The following is a 3,595-nucleotide window of genomic DNA, read 5'->3' as shown; positions in this document are numbered from 1 at the left end:
GCCGGCAACCACCTTTCGGGACGATGCTCTAGAAGGTTCGTGACATGAAGCTGCCCGAAAAGCTCGGCCCCATCCACTTCATCGGCATCGGCGGCATCGGCATGTCCGGCATCGCCGAGGTGATGGCCAATCTCGGCTACACCGTGCAGGGCTCGGACGCGAACGACAACGCCAATGTCCGCCGGCTCTCCGAGAACGGCATCCGCACCTTTGTCGGGCACAAGGCCGAGAACGTCGAAAACGCCGCCCTCGTGGTGGTCTCGACCGCGATCCGCCGCGACAACCCGGAGCTGGTCGAGGCCCGTGAGCGCCGCCTGCCGGTGGTGCGCCGGGCCGAGATGCTGGCCGAGCTGATGCGCTTCAAGTCCTGCGTCGCGGTGGCCGGCACCCACGGCAAGACGACGACGACCTCGCTGGTCGCGACTCTCCTCGATGCCGGCAACCTCGACCCGACGGTGATCAACGGCGGCATCATCAACGCCTACGGCACCAACGCCCGCATGGGCGGGGGCGACTGGATGGTGGTGGAGGCCGACGAATCCGACGGCACCTTCCTCAAGCTGCCGGCGGATGTCGCCATCGTTACCAACATCGACCCCGAGCATCTCGACCATTTCGGCTCGTTCGACGCGATCAAGGACGCCTTCCGGCGCTTCATCGACAACATCCCGTTCTACGGCTTCGCGGTGATGTGCATCGACCACCCAATCGTGCAGGATCTCGTCGGCCATATCGTGGACCGGCGCATCATCACCTACGGCGAGAACCCGCAGGCCGACGTGCGCCTGCTCGACATCGACCTGAAGGGCGGCCAGAGCCGCTTCCGGGTGATGATCCGCGACCGCCGCCCCGGCTTCCGCCTGGAGATGCAGGATCTCGTCCTGCCGATGCCCGGCCGCCACAACGCGCTCAACGCCACCGCCGCCCTGGCGGTCGCCCACGAACTCGGCGTGTCCGAGGATGCGATCCGCAAGGCGCTCTCGGGCTTCGGCGGGGTCAAGCGCCGCTTCACCCGCACGGGCGAGTGGAACGGCGCGGCGATCTTCGACGATTACGGCCACCATCCCGTCGAGATCGCCGCGGTGCTGCGCGCCGCCCGCTCCTCGACCGACGGCAAGGTGATCGCGGTGGTGCAGCCGCACCGCTACACCCGGCTTCAGTCGCTGTTCGAGGATTTCTGCACCTGCTTCAACGACGCCGACACGGTTATCGTCGCCCCGGTCTACGCGGCGGGCGAGGCGCCGATCGAGGGCATCGACCGCGACTCGCTGATCGCCGGCCTGAAGGCGCGCGGCCACCGCGACGCGGTCGCCCTGGAGCGCCCGGAGGATCTCGCCCGCCACGTCGCCGGCCGCGCCGGACCGAACGACTACGTGGTGTGCCTCGGCGCCGGCACGATCACCCAGTGGGCCTACGCCCTGCCGGGAGAGCTGGCGGCTTTGAAGGGGTGAGGCGTGCGCCCCGCGGACGACGAGCGGAGGGAGTTTCGAAAGCGGCTGCGGTACGACCAGACCGGGGCCGAGCGCAGGCTTTGGTACCGCCTCCGCGACCGCCGGCTCGCCGGGTACAAGTTCGTGCGGCAGGAAAGCATCGGCCCCTACGTGGCGGATTTCTGCTGCCGCGAGGCACGGGTGATCGTCGAACTCGACGGCAGCCAGCATGCGGACAGCGCTTACGACGCTGAGAGGGATGCGTGGCTGGTCGAGCGCGGCTACCGCGTCTTGCGCTTCTGGAATGCCGAGGTCATGACCAACACCGTCGGCGTGCTCGACACAATTCTCGCCGCGCTTCCCCCCTCTCCCCGCGCGCGGGGAGAGGGTCGCGACGACCTCGTCGTCGGCACGACGAGCCCGAAGGGCGATGGTGAGGGGGCCTCGACGCGAGAGTCACCTCCGGATGCGCCCCCTCACCCACGGCTGCCGCCTCGCTTCGGCGACGACGAGGTCGCCGAAGCCCTCTCCCCGCGTGCGGGGAGAGGGGGAGCCCGACCGAATCCAATCGTCCAACCGCCACGGTCGAGGATCACGAAGCGCCGAGCGCCACCTTCTCCGACTGCGAAGCGGTGTCCTCTTCGGAGAAGCTCGCGTTGCGGGCCTGGCGGAGGAGGGCGCGCCGCCGCCAGGGGCGCCACGCGTCGGCGGGGCTCACCGGGTCGCCGAGATGGAACGCCTCGACGAGGCGGGCCACGGGGCCGCGGCGGGAGGGAACGAGCGGGCAGACCCGCGGGCTCGGCATCAGCCGGGGATCGTCGAGCACGGCCCGCAGGGAGCCGCGCGCCGCGAAGGCTTCGGCGAACACGTCGGGCGGGCAGCCGCCGTGATGGGCGAGCAGCCGCACGAGCAGCCGCCGCACGGACGCGCGGGCCTCCGCGTCCTCGGCGGGCACCTCGACGGCGAGGTCGCACTCGGTGTCGTAGCCGAAGGAGCGGTTGTTGAGGTTGGTCGAACCGATCCGCAGCAGGCGCTCGTCGATGATCGCGACCTTGGCGTGGACGAGGATCGGCCGGCCCTTGGGCGTGTGCGGCGCGACGATCCGCAGGCGGTCGAACCGGTCGGCCCGGCGCAACCCGCGGATCAGGCCGCGGCGGGCGCTGTCCATGGTCAGGCGGTCGAAGCCGCTCGGGCTGCGCTCGGACAGCACGATCACGATCTCCGGCCCCTCCGGCTCGGCGAGGCGCGCGGCCAGCGCCTCCGCGACGACCGGCGAGGCGAGATACTGGTTCTCCAGGTAGATGAAGCGCTCCGCCGCGCGGATCGATTCGCGGTAGAGCGCGGCGCTCTCCGTGACCGCCGGGCGGCCGCCGAGCGGCGGATCGGTGCGGGCGAGCCCCACCGTCACGTCGGTGAGGTGCGGCGCGAGGGTTTCGGGCCAGGGATCGTGGTCCCGGTCCTCGTCGTGGTCCGGATCGGAATCGGCGAGCGGGACGGTCTCGCCGGTGGCGCGGCGCCAGCGCTCGCGGGCCAGTTCCGCCAGGGCCCGCGCGGCGGAAGCGTCGACCAGCATCATCACGTCGTGGCGCGGCGGGTACTCCTCGCCGGAGGGCAGGCGTCGGCGGGGATCGCGGTCGCGGTGGGCGGGGGTATCCCAGCGGTTCACCTCGAAATCGCTGCCGCCGCAGAACGCGATCCGGTCGTCGATCACCAGGATCTTCTGGTGCTGGCAGGCGCCGAAGGGCAGCGTGCCGTCGATGCGGAAGTCGATCTCGGGCCCCAGGCTCTCGCGCACGCTCTCGTGCGTGTGCTCGTTGCCCGCCGAGATCGGCCAGGGCATGTCCCAGATCAGGATGCGGACGGTCAGGTCCGGCCGCGCGGCCTTGAGGCGGCGCAGCAGCTCGGCCAGGGTCTCGCCCGCGTCGGGCGAATCCCCCGGAAGCAGGCGCACCCGCGGGTCGAAGCTCCAGCCGATCAGCGTGACCGACCGGCGCGCCCGCAGCAGCGCCGCGCGGGCGGCGGCGAAATAGGCCGCGCCGTCGTGCAGCACCGCGACGCGCCCTGCCCGCTCCTGCCGCCAGCACGTGAGGCCCGGTCGCAGCCAGCTCTCGGCCGATCCTTTGCCCACCTCGACATCCATCCTCATGCGCGCACCGGCCCGGCGC

2 protein-coding genes and 1 pseudogene are annotated in these 3,595 nt (G+C 71.2%); 2 read left to right on the top strand and 1 reads right to left on the bottom strand.

Annotated elements, in window-relative coordinates:
- The first annotated feature begins 44 nt into the window (after nt 1-44).
- Both murC and MFF42_RS25815 read left to right on the top strand, forming a co-directional pair.
- On the top strand, nt 45-1,451 hold the full coding sequence (murC, locus tag MFF42_RS25820; RefSeq protein WP_238258814.1) for a UDP-N-acetylmuramate--L-alanine ligase: 1,407 nt from the start codon (nt 45-47) through the stop codon (nt 1,449-1,451).
- A gap of 3 nt (nt 1,452-1,454) precedes the next feature.
- Nucleotides 1,455-1,730, top strand: a pseudogene (locus MFF42_RS25815) (endonuclease domain-containing protein); the annotation flags it as partial.
- Nucleotides 1,731-2,022: 292 nt separating this feature from the next.
- Here the strand turns inward: MFF42_RS25815 and MFF42_RS25810 are convergent.
- Nucleotides 2,023-3,576, bottom strand: a complete 1,554-nt coding sequence (locus MFF42_RS25810) for a phospholipase D-like domain-containing protein (RefSeq protein WP_306423566.1) — start codon at nt 3,574-3,576, stop codon at nt 2,023-2,025.
- Between the last annotated feature and the right edge of the window lie 19 nt (nt 3,577-3,595).

The organism is Methylorubrum podarium (assembly GCF_022179745.1).
Classification (GTDB): Bacteria; Pseudomonadota; Alphaproteobacteria; order Rhizobiales; family Beijerinckiaceae; genus Methylobacterium; species Methylobacterium podarium.
The sequence above is the reverse complement of the archived record's forward strand: the minus strand, read 5'-3'. Positions and strand labels throughout refer to the sequence as shown.